The following is a 20,541-nucleotide window of genomic DNA, read 5'->3' as shown; positions in this document are numbered from 1 at the left end:
ATCGTAGGGGCTGATTCGTGAGTGGCTTGGTCACTGGAACATCTCAGCCTACACAGGGAAAATGCTCGCGTGATGGTGGTGCGGTAAACCAGCTGCGGAACATTCTCTCCAAAAAGGGGAAAACGCCGAAGGCAACGTGGCGCTGCTGCGCGAGTTCGGAACATCACCGCCCATACGGGGAAAACGAAGCGGTACGGCATGAAGGCGCGGCTGGCACCGGAACATCCCCGCCCACACGGGGAAAACTACGGCCAGGCGCCCAAGTTCGGGGAGCTGGTCGGAACATCCCCGCCCACACGGGGAAAACTCAGTACGCCATTACTCTTTCTGGCCTACAGGCGGAACATCCACGCCCACACGGGGAAAACCAGGCTCTGGGAAAGCTACGCCCTGGCCCACGCGGAACATCCCCGCCCACACGGGGAAAACTCGGCCAAAGTTTCGCGCCTGAATTTAATTCCCGGAACATCCCCGCCCACACGGGGAAAACCAGGACAGCATTAAGCGCATGATTCAGGATGTCGGAACATCCCCGCCCATACGGGGAAAACGAGGCGCTGAAGCGCGAAGGCTGGCGCGCTGACGGAACATCCCCGCCCATACGGGGAAAACTGGTGCGGCCGGTGAGGGTGAGGTCACCCCCGCGGAACATCCCCGCCCATACAGGGAAAACCGCCGGCTGCACGACCGCGAGGTGCTGGCCGACGGAATATCCCCGCCCATACGGGGAAAACGCCAGTTGCAGGTCCTGAATCTCGCGCTCGTTCGGAACATCCCCGCCCATACGGGGAAAACTTTCAGTGCTGACCGGCACCATCTACGGCCTGTGGAACATCCCCGCCCATACGGGGAAAACAGAAGGACGGGGGGAAGAGCCCCTTCAAGCTGCGGAACATCCCCGCCCATACGGGGAAAACGCCAGCACACGGGCGCGGAACTCGGCGTCGGTCGGAACATCCCCGCCCATACGGGGAAAACGCCGCGACGTGCGGAGCCCAAAAGGGGGGGGACGGAACATCCCCGCCCATACGGGGAAAACACGGATTTTGTAGGGCACGGGGATAACCCGGCCGGAACATCCCCGCCCATACGGGGAAAACGCCCTGTGCCGGGGCCGGGGGCTTGCTGGCCCCGGAACATCCCCGCCCATACGGGGAAAACCAGCCCCTCGGCCATAGCAGCAATCCGGGCCGCGGAACATCCCCGCCCATACGGGGAAAACGAAAATAGAATTTGCTCATTGTCAGCTACTGGCGGAATATCCCCGCCCATACGGGGAAAACTAGGTCAGCTCGATGCCGGGCAGCAGGATGAACGGAACATCCCCGCCCATACGGGGAAAACTACTCGACCACGGGGCGGTCCTCGAAGGCAGTCGGAACATCCCCGCCCATACGGGGAAAACGCGCCCATTACGTCATCGGCATGGATGGCAGCAGGAACATCCCCGCCCATACGGGGAAAACTTCACGAGCAGCTAGAACACGCGCCAGATGGTCGGAACATCCCCGCCCATACTGGGAAAACGATGGGGGATTCTTCAACGCGGACGGGGGGCACGGAACATCCCCGCCCATACGGGGAAAACGTCGCCCGCGCCCGCCGCCGCGCCCGGAACATCGGAACATCCCCGCCCATACGGGGAAAACGCCGCACTGGGTGGCAGCACTGTGGTGTCCAGCGGAACATCCCCGCCCATACGGGGAAAACGTGGTGGGGATGACCTTCAGGAGCTGCTCAGGCGGAACATCCCCGCCCATACGGGGAAAACGGCACACGCCTGAGCCAATTCGGCTAGTTCGGCGGAACATCCCCGCCCATACGGGGAAAACTAGCTAACGTGGAACCTGCCGTGGCTCAGATTCGGAACATCCCCGCCCATACGGGGAAAACTAAGGAGGCCATGACTATGGGAAATGGAGGAATGGAACATCCCCGCCCATACGGGGAAAACTCGTTGCCCTCGTAGAACGCCTCAGCCAGCTCCGGAACATCCCCGCCCATACGGGGAAAACGAGCAACTGAACACGACGCTAGACCAGGCCGGCGGAACATCCCCGCCCATACGGGGAAAACTCCGAACGACACGCCTTTAAGTCGGAATTTCGCGGAACATCCCCGCCCATACGGGGAAAACCGAGGGGGCCAGACTGTTCAGGCATAACGCTCCGGAACATCCCCGCCCATACGGGGAAAACACGATTCTGGTTACGATGTGGAAACAGGAACACGGAACATCCCCGCCCATACGGGGAAAACGCCGTCAGTCCTTCCAGCGCCGCCGCCGCGACCGGAACATCCCCGCCCATACGGGGAAAACCAAACAGGGCAGGCCCAGATATCACCACACGCAGGAACATCCCCGCCCATACGGGGAAAACCGCACTTTCTTTCCTACCAGCATGCTAGCCCCCGGAATATCCCCGCCCATACGGGGAAAACCTCAGCACCGCCCCCAAGAGGCCCAGCTGCACCGGAACATCCCCGCCCATACGGGGAAAACAAGAAAAGGAAGTGAGACCGCATGGCAAAAACCGGAACATCCCCGCCCATACGGGGAAAACGCGCTCGAAGACGAGCCACTACTCGCCCTCTTCGGAACATCCCGTACATCCCATTTCATGCTCGGAACATCCCCGCCCATACGGGGAAAACTCGGTCAAAGTCTGCCGCCGCCTCTGCTGCCGCGGAACATCCCCGCCCATACGGGGAAAACGTAATGTCTACGTTGCGGAATGCAGTTTTGTCCGGAACATCCCCGCCCATACGGGGAAAACCGTCCAAGGCGGCGAGCAGAGGCGTTCAAGGGCGGAACATCCCCGCCCATACGGGGAAAACCTGGAGGAAACGGCTGATGCCCCGCGTGGCGCCGGAACATCCCCGCCCATACGGGGAAAACCTCGGGCGCCTGAACCGCTCTTGAACTCTGCCCGGAACATCCCCGCCCATACGGGGAAAACTTTCAGGACCTGGAGCGGGTGGGCCACGGCCGCGGAACATCCCCGCCCATACGGGGAAAACCGAGCGCCTGGCACTGGAAGCTGCCCAGCGCACGGAACATCCCCGCCCATACGGGGAAAACCAGTGGGGGCATTTCTATTTCGTACCCATATACGGAACATCCCCGCCCATACGGGGAAAACATTTGAAGTCGGGCGCGTAATGGTCAATTTGCCGGAACATCCCCGCCCATACGGGGAAAACGCACTGACTATGCACACCAAACAACCACAAACCGGAACATCCCCGCCCATACGGGGAAAACAAGGCGCTGGGCGTTATATCGGACGTGGGATGCGGAACATCCCCGCCCATACGGGGAAAACGTTGTGTGTGATAAGCCCAGCCGATAACGCTGCGGAACATCCCCGCCCATACGGGGAAAACGCGTTACTTGGCGCGCACCCTCGCTGCTGCTCCGGAACATCCCCGCCCATACGGGGAAAACACGGCCAGGCCGTCCATAAGCGCCGTTATCAACGGAACATCCCCGCCCATACGGGGAAAACGAGCCAGGGCAGAGGCGCCAGAGGCGCCATTACGGAACATCCCCGCCCATACGGGGAAAACGCTGTGTCCTCTGGTATTTCGTGGCAACATGGCGGAACATCCCCGCCCATACGGGGAAAACGCCGTTCATTTTACTCACTCGCTCAGAGATGTCGGAACATCCCCGCCCATACGGGGAAAACGTCAGGGAGGCCTCGTGCGAACTGCGCTGCTCCGGAACATCCCCGCCCATACGGGGAAAACCCCAGACGAGGTGGTCCGGGCCGGCACGGTGCAGGAACATCCCCGCCCATACGGGGAAAACGATCAGTTCAGTCGCCTGCGCCTCGGTCACTTCGGAACATCCCCGCCCATACGGGGAAAACCAGAGAGAGGCGCTGTCATCATCGCTGACGAGCGGAACATCCCCGCCCATACGGGGAAAACCGGCGCTGTTTTTGGTGTCGTTCACCTCGCTAAGGAACATCCCCGCCCATACGGGGAAAACCCTCGTCCCGGATGGTGATGGTCCCCGTGCCACGGAACATCCCCGCCCATACGGGGAAAACTACGGCAATGGCGGCAATGGCCACGTTCCCGGAGGAACATCCCCGCCCATACGGGGAAAACTCGACGCGCTGAAACCCAGCGGCTACAGCATTCGGAACATCCCCGCCCATACGGGGAAAACCAAGGTCAGCGAAGACGGCCTGAAGGATGGCGCGGAACATCCCCGCCCATACGGGGAAAACACTCTGGAATCACGCATATTTTACCTGCGTTCTCGCCCTGTAGTCCCTTAAAGGGTTTCCGATTCAAAGCACATTGTCATGCGGCGCGGCTCAACAGGCCTGCGATGAAAGTCTGACAGCTTGAGCCTTCTGACCCTGGGCGGCATCCGTCAGAGCGGGGTGCAGCGCTCCATTTGTCCCAGCCTGATCTCCAAGCACCATTAAACCCCTTTGTGCGTAATAGCCTCCAGCGCCACTTCCACCGCGCGGTTAATCTCGACCTGCGGCAAATACGGCAGTGGCGGGCGATCCTCGGGCCAGGCCAGCGCCACCGCTGCGTTGGCCGGGACATGTAGAAAGCCGCAGGGAATGTGAGCACGGCCACCTCTGTCCAGCGCATGCAGCGCGGCGTACAGCACAAAATTGCAGACATACAGGCCCGCTGTGTTCGAGATATGCCCTGGAATCTCTGCGGCCCGCCACGCTGCCAGGGTGGCCCGCAGGGGCCAGGTGCTGAGGTACGCAGCGGGGCTGCCTTCGGGGCCGGCGGGGGCGTCGCGGTAGGTCTGCCCGGAATTATCGGGGATGCTGAAGTCCATGACATTCAGGGCCACCCGTTCCAGCGTGGGCTGCGGACGCCCCGCCGCCAGGCCCGTCAGCAGGACGGCCCCCGGCTGGTGGGCCTCTAGCAGCCCAGCTAGCTGCCGCCCCGCCGCATGGGGCTCGACCGGCAGCAGCGCCGATTCCACCTGCCAGCTGCCTAAGACACGCCCGTGAAGGGCCTGCGCCGCCTGGGCGCTGGGGTTGTCCGGATGGGTATGAAACGGTTCAAAGCCGGTCAGGAGGAGGGTGGGCATAGGCGGAGGATAGAGGGCCGCAGGTCAGGCAGGATAGGCTCAGTTATGAACCATTTTGTGGCACTCATGCTGGTGGCTGTCGGCTCTTTTGCTGTCGCGGCGCCGGTCACGCAGTACGCCGTGCTGAAAGCAGTCAAGGTGCAGGGCAAGGTCGTGACCATGTCACTGGACTATGTCGAGGTCTTCTCTGACACGCCAAAAGACGCCGCACGCGCCGTTGACCTGGGGTACTTTCCAGATGCCGAGACTTTTTACAACAGCGTGCCCGCTGGTATCTATATTCGCAACGTCAATTCGCAGTTGCGCACCCTGAAAACAGACGCCCGCACCACCTTTGAGCTGTCGTGCATGAATGCGGCCGCCTCAGCGGTGGTCTCCAGGTCTGTGCCTCTCAACCAGTTTGTGGGGTCGTGGCAGGGCAACTCGAAACCCTGCTGGCCGTTTCAGGAAAGGACGGTGCGCCTGCAACTGGACGGCACGCGGGTCTTGAAGGTCAGTCAGGTTTACTTCCCCTGAAGAAAAAGAAAAGACCTGAGGCCAGCGTCTGAGGGCTGGTCTTTGTACTCTCTGTGCCTTGGCGTCGCAATGAGTCGCTACAGTCAGTTCCCGCGACACATAAAAGCTAAAAGATAAAGGAAGAAGAGGTCGCTGGCTGGCCCTTCACTGTCTGAACCTGGTCCAATCACCCTTATGTCCAATTGACAGGGACGAAATAAGTATTAGCAACTGGCTGCCTGAAGTCTCTACCTGTTGTCAGATTCAAGGAGCTTCTTAGGACGTAACCGGTTTGCTCCCCGTCGGCGCGAATCGTGTCAGTTGCTGAACTAGGTTCAGGAGACCTGTCTATATAGGGCCCCTGCCAGCCTTGACCGGCGTCCATGAGCTTTGTGTGTAGAGTCCGGGCGTTCAGTTCACCGCCTCGTTCCGGTGCGTCACCGGGGCTTTTTGCCCCAGTGGGCGGGGTGACGTGTGTCTTGAGCCGTTCACAACGAACGCAGAGAAGTGGCAGTGCCTCCGGGCACTGTCCGGTTTGTCCTGGCCTTTTTTCCTGTCGGCCGTCTGAGCGCGGCCCCTCACGTTCAAGGAGTGATATGCACCGGAGAATTTCCCTTTCTGCCCTGAGTCTAGCGCTGATACTTGGCGCCTGTAGCCAGCCTGGCAGCGAGCCGCCCCGTCCTCAGGACCGCCTGAGCGTCACCCTCAATCTTCCCCAGCTCCGCGCCCTGGGCGCTCAGGGCTTGCCCTATGCGCCGGGCGGCGCGGGCGTGCAGGAGGTCAAGGTCAGCGTGCTGGACGGCCAGGGCCAGCCAGTGCGCTTTAACGGTGACAACGCCGCCGACCCGCAAGGTCAGCAGAGCTACTTCGTCCTGACGCCCGGCAAGAGCCAGCTGAATCTGTCGGTGGTGGCCGGCGTGGCCTATACCTTCACCAGCCGCGCCTATGACCTGGGCGTCACCAATGCTGGGCGGCACCTGCTGGCGTTTGGCAAGGTCAGTCAGAGCTTTACCGCCTCGGGCCAGACGCTGGCGCTGCTCCTGAAAAGCGTGCTGGGCGGCGGCCGCCTGACCAGCCTGCCCCTGAATATGGTGGTGCCTGGGCAGGAAGTGGAATACGTGCTGGGCCTGAGCGCCAATGGGCGCGACGACCTGCGCGTGCCGCAGGACGACTTTCAGGTGGCCTATACAGTGCAAAACGGCGCCAACCTCGGCACCGCCGAGCCCAAGCGCGGCGTCCTGGTGCGCGCCGACAGCCAGCCCACTGGCGACCTGCTGGTCACGGCCACTGTCACGGGGCTGCTGGCCGCCGGCCAGGACGACGCCGTGGAAGGCCAGATGACGGTCACGGCCCGCGCCCCTTTTGCCGTGAATGTCGGAGTGGGCAGCGACCTGGTGGCCCCGACTATCCAGAGCTTTGAGCTGCTGGGCCGCAGCGGCGAGCAGGTCACGCTGTGCGGCGCGGTGCAGGACAACTTGGGCGTGGTCAGTGCGCGCATCTACAGCGGCGCCCGCCTGCTGCGGCAGCTGTCGGCGGGCGACTTTACCGGCACCACCTTTACGGCCACCGTGCCCGGCGTGCGCCCCGGCGAGCAGACGCTGACCCTGCTGGTCAAGGACGCGGCCGGCAACGAGATGACGGCCGACCTCAAGGTGCCGGCTGGCGACACCGCCGACACCATTGCCCCCACCGTCAGCGCCCTGAGCGCCACCCCGAACCCGCTGCGCGCTGCGGGCGACGTGACCCTGCGGGCCCAGGCCAGCGACAACGTGGGCGTAACGGCCGTGAGCTTCTACGACGGCGCCCGCCTGCTGGGCACCGACAGCACCGCTCCTTACGAGTGGACTCAGGCCTACACGGCCGCCGAGAACGGCACCCGCACCCTGAAGGCCGTGGCGACCGACGCCGCCGGCAACCGGGGCGAGACCACCACCACCCTGACGGTGGACATCCCCGCAGCTCCCGGCCCGTTCCTGGGGTCTGGTCCAGCCACCCTGTCGGCCGATGTGGTGCGGTCCAACCGGGGCGAGGGCGTGGGCGGCAGCACCGTGCGGATTTACCGCAGCGGCGACCGCCAGACTGTGCTGGCCGAGCGGACCACCTCCGCCGCTGGGTATGTGGAATTCGCTGCTATCCCTGAAGGCACCTACGATTTGGTCTTCAGCAAGGCGGGCATGGCCGGCTCGGAAATCAACGGGGCGGCGGCGCGCGGCACCCTGAACACCCGCCTGAAGGTAGGCCAGTTCAGCGCCGCTGATCCCAACGCCCCCACGGACGTGCCGCAGCTCAAGCTGCTGACCCCCGACGGCGCGGCCTGGAAAACCCTGGCACCCGGCGCTGTGTTCAACGACGCCGTGAATCTGCGCGCCTACACCACGGGCGGCGCGCGCCTGATGCGCTACTTCATGTTCTCGCTGGTGACGGTGGATGCCAGCGGGCAGATGGCCGACCTGCGCGGCGGCCTGACCAGCCTGGACCCTGGCGTGACGGCGCCCGGCGAGGGCCAGCAGGACAGCGGCCTGGTGTCTCTGCCCGCTGCTGGGCTGCTGGGCGACATTTACGTGCAGGTCTCGGCGCTGGACTTCAATTACAACCGCGTGGCGTACCTCGTGCCCGTCACGCTGCGCCGCAGCGGCACGCCCGGCGCCGTGACTGCCCCGACCGGTGTGGCGGCGGTGGCGTATACCCTCAGCGAGCGCATCGGCTACATCATGGGCGTCGGGCCGCAGGGTGCCCCTCAGGGCAGTAACCTATGGGTCAGCGTGTCCTGGAGCCAGCCGGCCAGCACCGAGGGCCTCACCGGCTTCCGGGTGCTGCGCGCAGCGGCGGCGGGCGGCCCCTACACCCAGGTGGCCTTTGCTGACACGGCGCAGTGCAGCTCGGCCACCAAGCGCTGCACGGTCAGCGACAACACCAGCACCCTGGAAGCCGACCGGGACTACTTCTACCGCGTCACCGCCGTGGGTGCGGCTGAAGCCACCAGCGACGCCCCTGCTCTGCCCAGCACCCACACGCTGCTGCCCTTCCGGCCGCAGCTGGTCAGCCCGGCCAAAGACAGCCTGGGCGCCGACCTGCTGCCCACCTACACCCTGCGCACGAACGCCTTTGCCACCGGGGCCACGGGCGCGCGCTTTACCCTGCGCACCGACGACGTGTTCACCGGGGCCGGGCGCCTGACCATGCCCTCGGTGGTGCTGCAAAAAACTACCTCCACGACTGTCACGGACGCCAGCAGTGGCCGCGTGTATTTCGACAGTGCGGGTGCCGCCGCTGGCAACGTGGTGAATTACGACGCCGCCACTGACCTGCTGAGCCTGCCCCACAGCCTGGACCGCGTGGCCCTCAAGCTGACGCCTGCGCCGCTGCAGGCTAACCGCCGCTACAGCTGGTACGTGCATATGGGCTACGCCTACCGCCTGCAAGACCCGGCCCAGCCGCAGTCGGCCACCAACCCCATCGTGGCCTACGCCGTGTACAGCGACCCCGACACCACCAAAGTGGTGCCCGGCGGCGTCACCCAGAGCTACACCGACGTGTACGACTTCATCACGCGCCCCTGATGTCCTCCTTTTCCCTGCGAGGCTCCACCATGAAGACCCCCCGTTTTGGCCTGGCCGCCCTGACCCTCACGGCCCTGCTGGCCGCCTGTGGTCAGCCCACCCCGGTGCAGGTTCCTGCGCCCGTCGTTGCGGCGCCGTCCCCCGCCGCCACCGTGGCTGTCAACGGGCGCACCGGCGCCCGCTACCTGCGCCAGCAACTCGTCGTGAACCTGCCGGCTCCGGCGGCCGAGGCCCTGGCCGCGCGCCTGAACGCCCGCATCATTGACCGCATTCCGCAGCTGGATGTGGTGGTGCTGGAATTGCCCGCCGTAGACGACGCCCTGGAGGTCGCGGCCCTGCTGAACCGCGAGGGCGAGGTGCGCTACGCCGCCCCCCATCACCTCGCCGAGCGCGAGCCGGACCAGAAGACCCCCGAGCAGGCGGCCCTGGGCGCCCAGGCCGCCGTCAACCAGACGTTTGACAGCCTCCCGCAGTACGCCCTGGACCAGAACCACATGGCCGCTCAGGCCGCCTGGGACGCCGGCTTTACGGGCGCGGGCGTCACCGTGGGCGTCGTGGACGACCCCAGCGACGTGTCTCACCCCGACCTGAAAGCCACCTGGAGTGGCAAGGCCTACGACCCTCGGGGCGCTGGCAAGGTGTACACCACCGCCCAGAGCTGGCTGGACATGATTGACGGCCTGGACGGATCGGTCAACGGGCAGGTGGACCCCAGCATCGAACACGGCACGGCGGTGGCGTCTACCATCACGGCCGCCAAGGACGGCAAGGGCATCGTGGGGGTGGTCCCCGGCGCCAAGTTCCAGCCTTCCATGATTTTCGCGCCGGGCAGCGTGGGCACCGCCGCCATCGCCAAGGCGATTTTGTGGCAGGTGGACAACGGCGCCCAGGTGCTTAACAACTCCTGGGGCGGCCCCGGCTACGACCCCACCATCAAGCTGGCGGTGGACTACGCCCTGCGCAAAAACGTGACGGTCGTGGCCAGCGCCGGGAACTCCTCGCGCGAGGAATGGTCGCGCCCCGCCATGTTGCCCGGCGTCATCGCCTCGGCGGCGCTGGACATCAACAACAAGAAGGCCAGCTTCTCGACGTTTGGCCGTCACATCAGCGTGGCCGCGCCGGGTGTGGACGTGCTGCTGGCGGCGCCCCTCTTTCTGAATGACGACGGCAGCCGCAAGAGCGGCGCCACGCCGGCGGGCGGCAGCGGCTACCAGCTCATCAGCGGCACGTCGTTTTCTGGGCCCTACACGGCCGGGACCGCCGCGCTGATTCTGGGGGCACGCCCCGACCTGGACCCCTACCAGGTGCGCCGCCTGATGGAAGAGACCGCTGACGCCAGTGTGGGGAGTAGTGCGGGCGGCTTTGACCGCGAAACCGGCTACGGCGCCATTCGCCTGGACCGCCTGGCCGAGCGCCTGAAGAATGGGCCCATGCCCGAGAGAGGAGGCGCAGTCCGTATTCAGGTGCAGGTCAAGGGCGACACTGGCACCTACGTCGCCGCCACCACCGCCTCCGACGTGATTCTGGAAGGCGCCGGGTCAGACGGCATGGTCTACGGCGCCCAGACCGACAGCCGGGGCGAGGCGCTGTTTGCCGCGATTGCGCCGGGCAAGTACACCCTGCGCATCGGGACGCCTGACCTGCTCGTGACCGGCGGCAAACCCGAGGAACGCGGCACCTATGTCGGTGAGATCACCGTCACGAGCGGCGACGCGGGCACCACCCCCACCGTCTTCCAGCTGGACAAGGGCTACTACAACCCGTTCCCCACCGACCCCTACGAGGCCAACGACACCCTGGCCAGCGCCAAGCCCGTCGAGGTGGGCAAGGCCACCGACCTGGCGTACATCTTTAATAAGGATTACAACGCCACAACCGGCAAGGACAAGTACGACGTGGATCTCTACTCGTTCAGCGGGACGGCTGGGCAGAAGCTGGACATCGTGCTGCACGACAAGTATTACCCCGGCGAGGCGCTGGGCAACCTGTGGGGCGTCGTCTACATCCGTGACGCGGCCGGCGTGACGCTCAAGGACGCCTCGGGCCGGCCCCTCAAACCCAATACCGTCACCAACATCCTGTCGGTCACGCTGCCCAGCACGGGGACGTACTTCCTTCAGGTGGGCGCCTACACGCACCTGAACCCCACGAACGGTGAAGCCCCCTACACCGGCACCGTCAGCAACAGTTCTCAGAACAAATACTTCCTGGAACTGCGCCAGAAGTAAGCAGGATAAGCGAGTGGTGGCGGGTGGCCGTGCTGGCTGCCCGTTACCTCACCCGCTGTGCGCCGCCGAAGCCCCGCTTGTGGTTTTGGTGGCGCTGCGCTTTGGGCGTGGGGGAGAAGGCGAAGGTGGGGGCAGACACGCATGCGGAGGGTGGCGCCTCGCTCCGCCTGTGCGCGGCCTCCGATTGAGTCGTTTTCGCAAACGAGTCAATCCGCGCAGAGTGCTCAGAACATGAAGTTGCCAGGCTGGTGCCCTCCCAGTGGGCAACGAGCTGAACGGCACCCAGTTTCCCCTAACCCCCGTCATGTTCGCCGCAGTCTGGTCCGGCGCTTCGGGGCTATGCTGCCCCCATGCCGGAACTGCCGGAAGTTGAAACCACCCGCCGCAAAATCGAGCCGCTGCTGCTGGGCCGCACCATTCTGGAAGTCGCCCACGACGCGCCCCACAAGTACCGCGACACCCATCTGGCGCAGGGGCGGCGCGTGACTGGCCTCAGCCGCCGGGGCAAGTATCTGCTGCTGCACCTGGCTGAACAAAGTGCCGCGCAGGACGAGCCCCATGACCTCGAACTGCTGGTCCACCTGGGGATGACGGGCGGCTTTCGCCTGGAAAGCGGCAAGCACACCCGCGTGACCTTCAAGACCGACGCTGGCGAACTGTACTTTGACGACGCCCGGCGCTTTGGCAAGGTGGCGGTGGTGCCGCGCGGCGACTATGCAGGTCACCCCACCCTGGCGGCGATGGGCCCCGAGCCCCTCTCAGCGGACTTCCGCGAGGATGACTTTGTGCGTCTGGCGGCCGCCTGCGGTCCGGTCAAACTGTGGCTGCTGTCGCAAAAGCCGGTCAGCGGTGTGGGCAACATCTACGCCGACGAGAGCCTGTGGGCCGCCCGGATTCACCCGGCCCAGACGCGCCTGACGGCTGACGAGGCCGGGCGCCTCTACCGCGCCGTCCGCGAAGTGATGGGCCGCGCCGTTGAGGCTGGGGGCAGCAGCCTGGGTGACGGCGTGGGGAACTACCGCCAGCACGACGGCGCACCCGGCGCGTTTCAGCACCAGCACCACGCGTATGGGCGCGGCGGCCAGCCGTGTGACCGCTGCGGCACGACTATCGAGAAAATTGTGCTGGGGCAGCGAGGCACTCACTTTTGCCCGCAGTGTCAGCCGCTGCGCCCCGTGGGGGCCGCGTGACCGACCTGACGGGACTGCGCCTGTCCTACACCCGCGCCGAACTGCGCCGCGCAGACCTGCACCCCGAGCCTCTGGCGCAGTTTCAGGTCTGGCTGCAAGAAGCCCTGGACGCGGGCCTGCGAGAGCCGTATGCCCTGAGCCTGGCCACTGCTGACCAGAGTGGGCGGCCCAGTGTGCGCACCGTCCTGCTGCGCGGCGCCGATGACCGTGGTCTGACGTTTTACACCAACTTCGGGTCCCACAAAGGCCATGACCTGGCGGTCAACCCGCAGGCCGAGCTGCTGTTTCACTGGGCGGAGCATGAACGGCAGGTGCGCGCCTACGGCACCGTGGCCCGCGTCACGGATGAGGAGGCCGACGCCTACTTTCACGCCCGCCCCCGCGAGAGCCAGCTGGCCGCCCATGCCAGCGACCCGCAAAGTGCCCCCGTACAGGACCGGGCAGCGCTGGACGCCACCTTTGCTGCCCTGCACCGCCGTTTTCCCGAGGGGACAGAGGTGCCCCGTCCGGCGTTCTGGGGAGGCTACCGGGTCACCGTGCAGGAGTGGGAGTTCTGGCAGGGCCGCCCGAGCCGTCTGCATGACCGCTTCCGGTATGCGCGCCAGGCTGACCGCTGGCAGGTGCAGCGCCTGCTGCCCTGACGCCCTGACAAGACGGAAGGGTGTCTACCAAAGAGCCAGACTGAATGCGAGCTGTCCAGGTGGTGACTTCTTGAGGAGCAGAGGCCACTGCACACCTTGCTATCTATGTTTTACTCTGCACAGCAGTCCCTTAAATCTAAGGAGGCTGCTCTTCATCGCCTGCTCCGCCCGCGTCACATCGGTTGAGAGAAACTCTGAGGCAGTTTCGACGACCACTCTGACTCTCAGGGGTTCTTGCACTGCCTGTAAGGGCAGAAGCCTGGGGCGCGGTCCACTAGTATGGCGCCATGCCGTTTCAGGTCATGGAATCCAGCATTCGTGCCCGCAGTGGGCAGCTGGAAGACAGCGCTGACCTGCTCGTGGTCACCCCCCACCACATCGCCCTGGTGGCCGGGCTGAGTTTTGGCGCCACGACGGGCGGCGCCCGGCCGCACGACCTGCCCCCAGCGCGCTTTGCGGCTGTCGTGGGCGCGGCGGCCCTGCGGGACCTGCCCCCCAGCGCTGACCTGCGGGACGCGGCGGACCGCCTGACCCGCGCGCTGAGCACGGCGCTGGGGCGGACCCGGCACGGCGAAGCGCGCCTTCAGGTGGCCTTTGCGCTGGCGGCTGTCAGTGCGGCGCGGCGAGAGGTCTGGCAACTGGGGGCCGTAGGCGCCCATTGGGACGGCGGGACCGCCGGCCAGGGCGTCTACGGCCTGCCCAATCAGCTGCCTTCCCTGGCGGCGGCGGCCCAGGCGCGCGCCGTGTTTCTGCACGCCCTGCTGGCCCGTGGTGACGCCAAGACCGCCGCCACCCTGCGCCACGACGACCCGGCGCAGGTCATCATTGCGCCGCTGCTGACGGCGCACGCGGCCCTGGCTAACACGACTGGTCCCTTTGGCTACGGCCTGGTGGACGGCCGCCCCGTGCCCGACGAACACCTGCGGGTGCATGTGCTGCCGCCCGGTCCGCGTGAAGTCTGCCTGGCCACGGGCGGGTATCCGGCGGTGCTGGGCACCCTCCAGGCCACCGAGCGCCACCTGGAAGACGTGCTGGCCGCTGACCCCCTGCTCACGACCCGCTTTCCCTATGTGCGGCCCCAGCGCCCCGGCCAGGATGGGTACGCTGACCGGGCTTACGTGCGCGTGCGCGTGTGGTGAGAGGGGAGGGGGTTCGGCTCTGGCCGGCAGCTTTATTCCTTGCCGCTGAACCAAAAGAGGTAGAGCAGATCATTGGTCTGTCTACTGGTCTTCCGAGAGGAGAGTTGGAGGATTGATCCCGAGGTTGCGCTAAGGCACGTGGCTCTGTAGAGCTGCTGGGCAGGGACAAGTCTGTGCTCATTCACAGGTGGTTCGGTGTTTTTCACATGGCAACAGAAGATTCCTGGGCCGTTTCAGAGGCTCCTCTGAATCTCCTGAAGAACAGAGCCTTGTGGGCTGGGTCTTCCTCTAGCTTGCCAGCGTCTATTCGTCTCCATCCGCCGCAGAGCAAAGTTGGTCAGCTCAGGTGGCTGATGGCCTCAACTGGAGATCAGCAGCCTCACTCTCCACTGCCCCTCACGCAGGAACACCTTCTTTGTGCGGCGGCTTGCCGTTGCAGCGCATCGGCCCGCGCCATGCTGGGCCGCATGAATCACCTCTATACCGCAGAAGTTACCGCCACAGGCGGGCGCGCCGGCACCGTGACAAGCAGCGATGACCGCCTGAACTTTGCCTTAAGCGTGCCGGCTGGCATCGGCGGAGACGACGGTCCCGGCACCAACCCCGAACAGCTGTTTGCCGCCGGGTATGCCGCCTGCTTTCAGGGTGCCCTGGGTGTGGCCGCACGCCGCCAGAAGCTGGAACTGACCCCGGACAGCACCGTAACGGCCCGCGTGGGCCTGCGCCGCGAGGGTCTGGCCTTTGCGCTGGACGTGGCCCTGGAAGGCCATTTCCCCGGCCTGAGCCAGGACGACGCCCTGGCCCTGATGCACGCCGCCCATGCCGTTTGCCCCTACAGCGTGGCCACACGTGGCAACGTGGATGTTCAGCTGAGCGTGCGCTGATTACAGCTGCCAAAGCAGCGGCAGGGTCAGCCCTGAGCGGCGCCCACGGCAGGACAACAGCCGAGAGCCGATTTGCTGCTTCCAGATTCGGTCTCCGTTTGTCCGGCTTGGTTTCCTTGAATTGAACACCTAACCCTGAGAGAAGCTTTGCCCTGAGCGCTGCTCGCAGCTTTGGCAACAGAGAGTACAGCGCTCAAGCATGGCCACACCGGGCCGTTCCTGAAAAGGGCTTTCACCTCGTCCATATCACAAGGCGTCAGCGGGATTCCCCGTTGGCGCTCTCTTTCTTGACTCACAGCGGAACTCAGCGTGATTGAGGGTGATGATCCTCAACCACGCTGAGGCGAACACAGTGGGTGTCCGTCAGAGACAGCGGCAAAAGTGGAGTGGAGTGGCGTTGATGGGCCCTCAATGGAACTGGCAGCCGCTGTCAGACTTCTGGCCGCAGACGCGCCTTTGTCTTCTTATCCTCCAGCACCCAGAGTCAGCTCAGAGCCGTCCTCGCCCAGCAGGCTGAGCCGCTCTTCGGGGGTCAGGGCCACCATCACGCGCTTCAGGACCACATCCACGGCCTGCTCGGCGCTCTCATCCAGGGTCAAGCCGTCCAGCAGGGGCACGTCCTGAGCGCGGGCCAGGGCTTCCAGCTCATCTTGCATGGCGCGGATCTCTCTGAAATAGGCCATGTAGCGGTGCAGGGGACGGCTCGCGGCCGTTTCAGAGTCGCGGCTTTCAAAGTGGCGGCGGTGTTCTTCCTCGTCAGGCAGCGTGACCAGCATGGGCACCAGCAGCGCGCCCCGGAACGCCTCTGCACGGAGGTAGCCGGGCACCAGATGAACGCCTTCGAGCACCAGGCTGCTGCCTTCCTGCACGCTACGGGCCACCACAGCCCCCAGGCCGACACTCACCTGCTGCACTTGGTCACGGAAGCCCGCCAGCAGGGCTTCGCGGGTGGGGGTCTCGGGACGCGGCACACCTGGCGGCAGCAGGGCCTCCCAGGCGCTGAAGGTGCTGGCGTGCAGGGTGGGCACCAGGGCGGGGGAGACCATGGCCCGCATGACCTCCCGAATAGAATCGGTGCTGACCACGCGCGCAATGCCCAGGCGGTAGGCAATCTCGGCGGCCAGGAAGCTTTTGCCAGTGCCTGACACGCCGCCCAGGAGCACGATCACCGGCCGGGGCGGGCGGCGAATGACGCGCAGCAGGCGGTAGCGCGCCCCGACATCTGGCCCCACCTCATCGCGCAGCAGCGCCTCGACCTTGTTGCGGATGGCGTGGCGGGCGACCACGCGGTCGTCGCGGCCCCGCAGGTCGCGCTGGGTCACGCGCGCCACCTTGCGGGCCACATCCGGCGCGACCCCGGCGGCCAGCAGCGACTGCACCAGAATGCCTTTGGAAAACGGGCTGGGCATGTTGCTGTCGCTGCCCAGCACGCCCAGTTTGCCCCGGTTGTGGCGCAGGTAGCGGTAGGTCAGGCGCAGATGTTCACCGTAGCGGGTGGCCAGGGCGTCTTCGGTCAGGTTGTCAATTTCCTCGGCGCTCAGGCGCCGCACGCCGCGCTGGCGCAGGCCCACATCCACCGTGCTGGCCGTGGCGTAGGCGTCTTTGCCCGACAGCCCCGCGTCTTCCAGTGTGCGGGCCAGCACGCCCCGGCTAAACGGCAGGTCGCCCTTCTTGGCCGTCACCAGAATGTCCACGAAGGCCGGGGTCTGGGCCGCCGCCGCCTGCGCCACGGCTGACCCGGCCACGTCGCGCGCCACCTCGACCATCAGGGCCTGAAGCTCGCTGGGGCTGACGGTGGTGCGCCGTGCCAGGCGCAGTTGCTGCTCAATGCGCCGCGCCGCCGCCGCCGCACCCGCGCCAGTGGCGCCAGCATTGACCAGCGACTCGACCAGCAGCCCCCGGCTAAACGGAAAGGCGTGGCGCGCGGTGCCAATCCGCAGCTCGGGCAGGGTCATGGCCTGCTGCGGAACTGGAAGAGAAGGGCGTTCACCGGCGCAGTGTACTCCCGGCGCCCTCCTGGGAACCGCGCGCTGCGCCCCACCTGGGTCTCAAGGGCGGGGGAGGTCGCGGCGCACGGCGCCTTCCAGCAGCAGGCCGAGGGCGAGGCGCATTTCCTCACGCAGGGGGCGCTCGGTGCCGTAGGCGCTCCAGCGCAGCGCCACCATCAGGTAGGTGTCGGCAATCAGGTTGCTGATGCGCTGAAGGCTCAGGTCGGTGCGCATCTGCCCGGCGTGGTGCATAGGGCGCAGAATCAGTTCGATGACCTTGCTCAGTGGCAGCGCCTGGTACGCGGTGCGGGCGCGTTCGGGGTTGGGGTTCATCACCTCATAGGCCAGCGGCGGAAACAGGTCGCGCTCGCGGGTATTTTCCTCGGCCAGGCGGTCCCAGACCTCATACAGCACCGTCAGGGGCGGCGTGCCTTCGTGCAGCCGGGCCTCGGCGTGATCGCGCAGGCGGTTCATGACCTCGCTGCCGTAGTCCAGCAGCACCGCTTCTTTGTATGGGTAATAGTTAAAAAAAGTGCCGCGCGAGACGTTGCTGGCCCGCGCGATATCCGTCGCGGTGGTCGTCTGAAAGCCCCCGCGCTTGAACAGGTCAATGGCGACAGAATAGATGCGGGCGCGGCGGCGCTCCTTCTGGCGTTCGCGCAGCGAGGTGGAATCCATGATTCCCCAAGGTATAGCGCGCCCGGTTCAAAATTGCACCCTGTTCAAACAAGAACTCAGTTCACAGAGTGGGGCGGCCAGGCAGGGGCGCTGGGCGTGGCCTATCGCTTAGGCTGTACCCCATATGAGCGTGACTCTGGGCATTGACATAGGCGGGAGCGGGATCAAGGGCGCGCCGGTGGACACCCTGACCGGGCAGCTGGTCGGCGAGCGCCGCCGTATCCCCACCCCGGAAGGCGCCGCGCCCGCCGACGTCAAGGCAGTGGTGGCCGAGCTGGTCCAGGGCTTTGGGCTGCCCGGCCCGGTGGGGGTGACCTTTCCCGGCATCGTGCAGCGGGGGCGCACCCTGTCAGCGGCCAACGTGCACAAAGACTGGATTGGCTTGGACGCCGATACCCTACTCAGCGAGGCGGTGGGCCAGGAGGTGCATCTGCTCAATGACGCTGACGCTGCTGGGCTGGCCGAGGCCCGCTTTGGCGCCGGCGCCGGTCAGGACGGCACGGTCATGGTGCTGACCTTTGGCACCGGCATTGGCAGCGCCCTGATTCATGACGGCGTGCTGGTGCCCAACACCGAACTGGGGCACCTGTGGCTGCGCGACAAACACGCCGAAACCTGGGCCTCTGACCGGGCGCGGGAACGCGACGACCTGAACTGGAAACAGTGGAGCAAACGCGCCTGTTCCTACCTGCAACACCTGGAACTGCTGTTCAGCCCGGAGCTGTTCATTATCGGTGGTGGAATCAGCAAAAAAGCCGACAAATGGACGCCCCACCTGACCCTGGACCGCAGCCGTGTGGTGCCCGCGCAGCTGCTCAACGAGGCTGGCATCATTGGGGCGGCCATGCAGGCGGCCCTCCTCGCGCCGCCCGTCCGGTCACCGCGCGCCGCGGCCAAAAAGGCTTAGACTCCAAACGTCATCTTCGGAACTATTCACGCGCCTGGGGCGTACAGGGAGGAGTATGGGATTCTTAAAACGGATGATGGCCGCAGTCGGTGTGGGTGGCGCGCGCGTGGACGCCCAGGTGCAGAACCCTGCTGTGCGCATTGGCGAGAGTGTCAACGGCGTGATCGTCGTGACGGGCGGGGGCGTGGACCAGCGCATCGAGCGCATTAACCTGGGCCTGGCGACCCGCTACAAGCACGACGACACCTATGTTCACCACCAGCTCAGCAAGGTCGCCGTGGTGCCGGGCTTCGATCTGCGCCCAGGCGAGCGCCGCGAATTCCCCTTCAGCATTCCTGTGCCTGCGGGCACGCCCCTGACTCTCAGCGGCACCTCGGTCTGGCTGGCCACCGACGCCGACATTGCGGGCGCCGCCGACCCCGGCGACCAGGACACCCTCCAGATTCTGCCCAGCCGTGAGATGGAAACCCTGTTCATGGCCGCGCAGCAGCTGGGGTTTCAGCTGTCAGGCAGCGAGGTGGAATACCACCACGGCCGCATCGCCCAGGAAATCAGCTTCCGCCCGCCCTACGGCCAGTACAAGATTGCGGAAATCGAGATGATGATTTTCCCGCAGATGGGCGGCCTGGACGTGATTCTGGAGGTTGACCGCCGCGCCACTGGCATGGCGAGCATCTTTACCAGCGAGACGGAGCGTAAAGGCAACTGGCACCTGAGCAGCCAGACCTTGCAAGCCGGCCCTGACGCGGTGGCCCGCGAACTGGAAGGCCGCATTCGCAGCCTGATGTAAGCGGGAGAACTGGCCCAGCGCGTGAAGTGCTGCCGGACAAAGAGCGAGCGGGCCACACACGGGCACGCTCGCTCTTTGCTGTGTCCCACCGTCTACCCTGCGGCGCCGAGAGGTAACCTCGGCCGGATGAGTGCGGCGGTCTGCTGCCTTGTCCTCGCTGCGCCGTCTTCCACAGCCAACCATCATCCAGGAAGCGGCTGTTGTCCTGAGGTCTCCGATTCCTTCTCGCCGGGTCAACGCCGAAGCCTGTGCTGAAGCTCGCCCGACTTCGGCTTAGACCAGTGCGGCTTCTGGCTGCTTGGCCATCGTCTGGGCCAGTTGGGCGGCGCGGCCCTTGGCGGCGGCCAGAATCTCGTCGGCTTTGCTGGGGTCAAAGTTCAGGCCCTCGGCAAAGACCGTCTCGACCTCCGTGACGCCCAGAAAGCCCAGGAAGCCTTTTAGATAGTTGGCAGAGTGGAGGAAGTTCTGCGCGTCGCCGCTGTAGAACCCGCCGCGCGATTCCAGAATGACCGCGCGCTTGCCCCTGGTAAGGCCCACTGGACCCTGGGGGGAATACTGGAAGGTTTTGCCCGCCACAGCCACGGCGTCCATATAGGCTTTAACCATGGGCGGGTAACCAAAGTTCCAGAGCGGCGCCGCAAACACCAGCACGTCACTGGCCAGAAACTGGTCCACCAGTTCGCCCAGACGCTGCACTTTTTGCGCCTCTTCGGGCGAGAGGTCCTGCTGCGCTGCCAGCTTGCCCCATCCGGTTACGACATCAGCGTCAATCAGGGGAATGAAGTCGCTGTAGAGGTCCAGGGTGCTGACCACCGTGTTGGCTGAGGCCGCCTGAAACGTCTCGACAAAGTGCTGACCCAGCTGCAAGGAGACGGACTGCTCTACACTTTTCGGGTTACCCTGAACAAAAAGTACGTTTGTCATATAGCCTCCAGAAGCCCGTAGGGGCTTCAGTTGTGGTAAA

At 65.4% G+C, this 20,541-nt stretch carries 13 protein-coding genes and 1 CRISPR repeat array; of the genes, 9 read left to right on the top strand and 4 right to left on the bottom strand.

Annotated elements, in window-relative coordinates; genetic code table 11:
* Positions 1-156: 156 nt before the first annotated feature.
* Positions 157-4,241: a CRISPR direct-repeat array (repeat unit 29 nt; unit sequence CGGAACATCCCCGCCCATACGGGGAAAAC).
* Between the two features lie 200 nt (positions 4,242-4,441).
* Positions 4,442-5,077: a pyroglutamyl-peptidase I gene (locus tag K7W42_RS02055; protein ID WP_224571783.1), complete on the bottom strand. Its 636-nt coding sequence runs from the start codon at positions 5,075-5,077 to the stop codon at positions 4,442-4,444.
* Between the two features lie 45 nt (positions 5,078-5,122).
* On the opposite strand from K7W42_RS02055, the gene K7W42_RS02050 reads away from it, so the two are divergent.
* The 7 genes from K7W42_RS02050 (at position 5,123) to K7W42_RS02020 (ending at position 15,214) form a co-directional block, all read left to right on the top strand.
* Positions 5,123-5,593: a hypothetical protein gene (locus K7W42_RS02050; RefSeq protein WP_224571781.1), complete on the top strand. Its 471-nt coding sequence runs from the start codon at positions 5,123-5,125 to the stop codon at positions 5,591-5,593.
* A gap of 575 nt (positions 5,594-6,168) precedes the next feature.
* Positions 6,169-9,132, top strand: a complete 2,964-nt coding sequence (locus K7W42_RS02045; protein WP_224571779.1) for an Ig-like domain-containing protein — start codon at positions 6,169-6,171, stop codon at positions 9,130-9,132.
* A gap of 29 nt (positions 9,133-9,161) precedes the next feature.
* Positions 9,162-11,360: a S8 family serine peptidase gene (locus K7W42_RS02040; RefSeq protein ID WP_224571777.1), complete on the top strand. Its 2,199-nt coding sequence runs from the start codon at positions 9,162-9,164 to the stop codon at positions 11,358-11,360.
* 350 nt (positions 11,361-11,710) lie between these two features.
* Positions 11,711-12,550: a DNA-formamidopyrimidine glycosylase gene (locus K7W42_RS02035; protein ID WP_224571775.1), complete on the top strand. Its 840-nt coding sequence runs from the start codon at positions 11,711-11,713 to the stop codon at positions 12,548-12,550.
* Complete coding sequence (pdxH, locus tag K7W42_RS02030) at positions 12,547-13,191, top strand: pyridoxamine 5'-phosphate oxidase (RefSeq protein ID WP_224571773.1); 645 nt, start codon at positions 12,547-12,549, stop codon at positions 13,189-13,191. Before K7W42_RS02035 ends, pdxH begins: the two co-directional genes overlap by 4 nt.
* Positions 13,192-13,478: 287 nt before the next feature.
* Positions 13,479-14,330 carry a hypothetical protein gene (locus K7W42_RS02025; protein ID WP_224571770.1) on the top strand — a complete coding sequence of 284 codons (852 nt, stop codon included), beginning with the start codon at positions 13,479-13,481 and terminating at the stop codon, positions 14,328-14,330.
* Between the two features lie 467 nt (positions 14,331-14,797).
* Positions 14,798-15,214, top strand: coding sequence for an organic hydroperoxide resistance protein (locus K7W42_RS02020; RefSeq protein WP_224571768.1), 417 nt, complete (start codon positions 14,798-14,800; stop codon positions 15,212-15,214).
* 464 nt (positions 15,215-15,678) lie between these two features.
* On the opposite strand, the gene K7W42_RS02015 is transcribed toward K7W42_RS02020, so the two are convergent.
* Positions 15,679-17,169, bottom strand: coding sequence for a 2-phosphoglycerate kinase (locus K7W42_RS02015; RefSeq protein ID WP_224571765.1), 1,491 nt, complete (start codon positions 17,167-17,169; stop codon positions 15,679-15,681).
* A 93-nt stretch (positions 17,170-17,262) separates the two neighbouring features.
* The gene (locus K7W42_RS02010; protein WP_157458155.1) at positions 17,263-17,880 is read right to left on the bottom strand and encodes a TetR/AcrR family transcriptional regulator; all 618 of its coding nucleotides are present in this window, start codon (positions 17,878-17,880) and stop codon (positions 17,263-17,265) included.
* Between the two features lie 124 nt (positions 17,881-18,004).
* Between K7W42_RS02010 and ppgK the strand changes: the two genes are divergently transcribed.
* Positions 18,005-18,787 (top strand): polyphosphate--glucose phosphotransferase, encoded by a 783-nt coding sequence (gene ppgK, locus K7W42_RS02005; RefSeq protein WP_224571763.1) that lies wholly within the window; start codon positions 18,005-18,007, stop codon positions 18,785-18,787.
* A gap of 55 nt (positions 18,788-18,842) precedes the next feature.
* Positions 18,843-19,577, top strand: coding sequence for a sporulation protein (locus K7W42_RS02000; protein WP_224571762.1), 735 nt, complete (start codon positions 18,843-18,845; stop codon positions 19,575-19,577).
* 273 nt (positions 19,578-19,850) lie between these two features.
* Here the strand turns inward: K7W42_RS02000 and K7W42_RS01995 are convergent, their stop codons facing one another.
* Entirely contained in the window at positions 19,851-20,501 is a 651-nt protein-coding gene (locus tag K7W42_RS01995) for an NAD(P)H-dependent oxidoreductase (RefSeq protein WP_224571761.1), read from the bottom strand.
* Positions 20,502-20,541: the final 40 nt, after the last annotated feature.

Origin of the sequence: Deinococcus betulae (assembly GCF_020166395.1) — a bacterium.
GTDB classification, from domain to species: Bacteria; Deinococcota; Deinococci; order Deinococcales; family Deinococcaceae; genus Deinococcus; species Deinococcus betulae.
The sequence above is the reverse complement of the archived record's forward strand: the minus strand, read 5'-3'. Positions and strand labels throughout refer to the sequence as shown.